Here is a 3,737-nt window from a genome sequence, read left to right on the forward strand (position 1 = left end):
GTCGCTTTCTTCCGCCGCTATCCGCCGCAGAACGGCACCGCCTGGGTCCGCTTCGCCGACGCGCTGACCGCGACCGGCGCGACGGACGAGGCGCGCACCGCCGCGCGCAACGCCTGGGTCCAGGGCGCGCTGTCGGCCGCCGACGAGAGCAAGGTGCTGGCGACCTGGCCCGACGCGCTGACCCCGGTCGACCAGGACGCGCGGATGGACCGGCTGTTGTGGCAGGGTCAGACCAGTGCCGCGGCACGCCAGTTGTTGCTCACCAGCGCCGCCAGGCGGCCGTTGTTCGCCGCGCGGCTCGCGTTGCGCACCAACGCGCCCGATGCCGGCAATGCCGATGCGCTCGGCGCCGGCGATCCCGGCTATCTCGCCGACAAGGTGGCCTGGCTGACCAATTCGCGCGCGGCCGGGTCGGCCCGGGCGTTGCTCGCCCGGCCGCACAATTTCACCAGCCGCCCGACCGATGTCGATCGCTGGTTCGACCTGTTGCTGCGCAATGCCAAGGCGGCGATCGCCGCGGGCGACTATACCACCGCCTACAATATCGCGAGCCAGGTCGACGACGCCTATCCCGCCGGCACCGACATCGCGCTGCGGCCCTATGGCGAGCGCGACGCCTATACCGATCTCGTCTGGCTTGCCGGCCAGACCGCGCTGAAGCGGATCGGCCGTCCGGCCGACGCGGCCACCATGTTCGTCCTCTATACCGGTGGTTCGCGCTCGACCGCGCTCAAGTCGAAGGGCTTCTATTGGGCCGGGCGCGCCGCGGAAGCCGCGGGGCGCAAGGAAGACGCGACGCGCGACCTGACCGAGGCGTCGCGCTTCGGCGATCACTTCTACGGCCAGCTCGCGACCGAGCGGCTCGGCCAGCCGCTGCTCGCCCCATCCGAGCCCACGCCGCCCCCGGTGCCGGCGGGCGCGCGCACCGCGTTCTACAACAATGAGGTGGTGCGTGCGGCGCAATATCTCGGGACGATCGGCGATCATGAGGACCAGAGCGCGTTCCTGCGCCAGATCGCCAATCTGGCGAGCACGGTCGACGACCATACGCTGGCCGACGAACTCGCACGAACCCTGGGACGGCCCGATCTGTCAGTGATGGTCGGCCGCAGCGCGTTGCTCAACGGCGTCACCGATTATACGCGGTCGGGATTCCCGACCGTCAGTATCCCCGCGTCCTCGACCGCGAACTGGACCATGGCGCACGCCATCATGCGCCAGGAAAGCCAGTTCGACCGCGCGCTGATCAGCCGCGCCGGCGCGCGCGGCATGATGCAGTTGATGAACGGCACCGCGCGCGAACAGGCGGGCAAGCTCGGCCTCGCCTGGGACCAGGGCATGCTGCTGTCGAGCACCGACTATAACATCCAGCTCGGCACCGCCTATTTCCAGCGGCTGTACAATCAATATGGCAGCTATCCGCTGGCGATCGCGGCGTACAATGCCGGCGCCGGCAATGTGAACAAATGGCTCTCCGCCAATGGCGATCCGCGCACCGGGACGGTCGACTGGATCGACTGGATCGAGGCGATCCCGTTCGACGAGACCAAGCGCTACGTCCAGCACGTGCTGGAGAATGCGGTGGTCTATGATCTGATCGATCCGCAGCACGCGCTGTCGACGGGGAAGGCGCGGTTGAGTTGGTATATCGGCAACAAGCGGCCGGGGTAGGATATTAGCCAGCAGTTCGTCCGTCATCCCAACGAACGCGTGCCGTAGTGCCGGCAAAGCCCTTCCGTCATGCCAGCGAAAGCTGGCATCTCAAGCCACACGGAACTCCTAACGAGACCCCAGCTTTCGCTGGGGTGACGGAGAGAGTTTGGCGGCGTGATGGAAGGAGTTTCGCTGCGACGACGGATGGCGCTATCGAGACCCCGTGAACGACCGCCCCAATTACATCACCCCAGCCGGCTACGCCGCGCTCCGCGCCGAATATGAGCAATTGTTCGCCGAGGAGCGCCCCAAGCTGGTCGACACGATCGCCTGGGCCGCGGGCAATGGCGATCGCTCGGAGAACGGCGACTATATCTATGGCCGCAAGCGCCTGCGCGAGATCGATCGCCGGCTCGGCTGGCTGTCGAAGCGGATGAAGGCGGCCAAGGTGGTCGACCCGGCGCAGCAGCCCGACCGCGCCCGCGCCTGGTTCGGCTGCACCATCACCATCGCCGACGAGGACGACAATCACCGCATTCTGACGCTGGTGGGCGACGACGAGGCCGATGCCGGCAGGGGCAAGGTCGGCTGGAACGCCCCCCTCGCCCGCGCGCTGCGCGGCGCCGCGGTCGGCGACCTGCGTCGCGTCGCCTTGCCGGCGGGCGAGAAGGAATATGAAGTGATCGAGATCGCCTATCCCGGCTGAGCGCCGGAACGGCGAGGTGCGGCCGCTCGTTCTTCGCGCAAGCAGGAGAGCGATCATGGAAAACCCTCGCACCACCACCGCCCGCGAGCACGACGACAACGACAGGCTGGAGGACGATGCCAACGCACCGATGGACGGCTCGACCAGCGGCGGCAATCTGGCGCGCGACGTCGCATCGCGCGCCGAGGAAGAGCGCGTCGACGATCCGGAAGCCCGGCGCGCCGTGCACAAGCAGGACGATATCGACAACGATACCGCCATTCGCTCGGACCGGGCGCGGTAGCAGGCCCGAGCGCTCAGGCCGATGTCACCTCGATAGCTGAGCGTAGGCCAACAACCACAACCGTCATCAACTCAGTTGAGCATCGCGGATGCGGGCGTTTGCGCTGACGATAATTTGGCGCATGACGGCGATGAGGGCGACGATGGGTTTTTTGCCGTTGCTTTTGAGGCGTTGGTAGAAGTCGCGCAGGGTTGGGTTGTGTTGAGCGGCGGCGAGAGCGGCCATGAAGAGGGCCTGTTTGATCTCGGGCCTACCGCCGCGGGTTCTGCGATAGGCGTCGTTGCTGCCACTTTGTCTTGGATGGGGAGCGAGGCCGGCGAGAGCGGCAGCCTGGCGTCGCCCCAGGGTGCCGAGCTCGGGCATGAGGGCGGCGAGCTGGGCGGCGGTGGCGGGACCGATGCCGGCGATGGAGCGCAAGACGCAGACGGTCTGGCGTAGCGGTTCGCAGGCGTTGATGAGCGTTTCGATATCGGTGTCGAGGCCGGCGATTTCGGCATCGAGGGCTGCGAGGATGCGGCAGAGGCGAGGTTCGATCGGCGCCATGCCGGGGGCCTGGAGGCGATTGCGGCAGGCGACGCGCTCACGGACGAGGTCGCGGCGAGTGGAGACGAGAAGGTGAAGGCGGTCGCGTTGGCGATCGCGCGGCTGCCAGCGGGCGAGCCGATCGTGGCATTCGGTGCCATAGCGGGCGAGCGCACAGGCATCGATCGCGTCGCTTTTGCCGAGGATCCCGAGCGAGCGGATGAAGGCCTTCACCTTGCGGGCATCGGCGCGGTGCACGTGTCGCCCGGCGGTGACCAGCGCATCGAGCAAGACGGCTTCGTAGCCACCCGTTGCCTCGCAGATCACCAGCGCGTCAGGATCAAGCGACGCGGCAAAGCGTGCCAGCGCCGCGCCGGTATTGGGTATTTTTGTCGTGCGCCCGGTTCGGCTGTCGAAGACGACGACCTCGGCCTTGCCGACATCGCAGCCGACGAAGCAGGTGGGGATGGTGGTGGAACCATGCATTGCAGGCTATCCTCCAGTGGCTTGTGATTGTCTGCGGGCGTCGACAAAGCGGCCCTGGCAACTCACCAAGCGTCAAGGGAAGCGATC

At 67.3% G+C, this 3,737-nt stretch carries 4 protein-coding genes; 3 read left to right on the plus strand and 1 reads right to left on the minus strand.

Features of this window, described 5'->3' with window-relative positions; genetic code table 11:
* The 3 genes from ACTHJR_RS05285 to ACTHJR_RS05295 form a co-directional block, all read left to right on the plus strand.
* The coding region (locus tag ACTHJR_RS05285) for a lytic transglycosylase domain-containing protein (protein ID WP_440522079.1) at positions 1–1,671 on the plus strand (1,671 nt) is incomplete at its 5' end.
* A gap of 205 nt (positions 1,672–1,876) precedes the next feature.
* On the plus strand, positions 1,877–2,359 hold the full coding sequence (gene greB, locus ACTHJR_RS05290) for a transcription elongation factor GreB (RefSeq protein WP_440522080.1): 483 nt from the start codon (positions 1,877–1,879) through the stop codon (positions 2,357–2,359).
* 55 nt (positions 2,360–2,414) lie between these two features.
* Positions 2,415–2,642, plus strand: coding sequence for a hypothetical protein (locus ACTHJR_RS05295; RefSeq protein WP_440522081.1), 228 nt, complete (start codon positions 2,415–2,417; stop codon positions 2,640–2,642).
* Positions 2,643–2,708: 66 nt separating this feature from the next.
* Here the strand turns inward: ACTHJR_RS05295 and ACTHJR_RS05300 are convergent, their stop codons facing one another.
* Positions 2,709–3,650 carry an IS110 family transposase gene (locus tag ACTHJR_RS05300; protein ID WP_440522082.1) on the minus strand — a complete coding sequence of 314 codons (942 nt, stop codon included), beginning with the start codon at positions 3,648–3,650 and terminating at the stop codon, positions 2,709–2,711.
* Between the last annotated feature and the right edge of the window lie 87 nt (positions 3,651–3,737).

This window comes from Sphingomonas sp., from assembly GCF_051962185.1.
In the GTDB taxonomy this organism is placed as follows: domain Bacteria; phylum Pseudomonadota; class Alphaproteobacteria; order Sphingomonadales; family Sphingomonadaceae; genus Sphingomonas.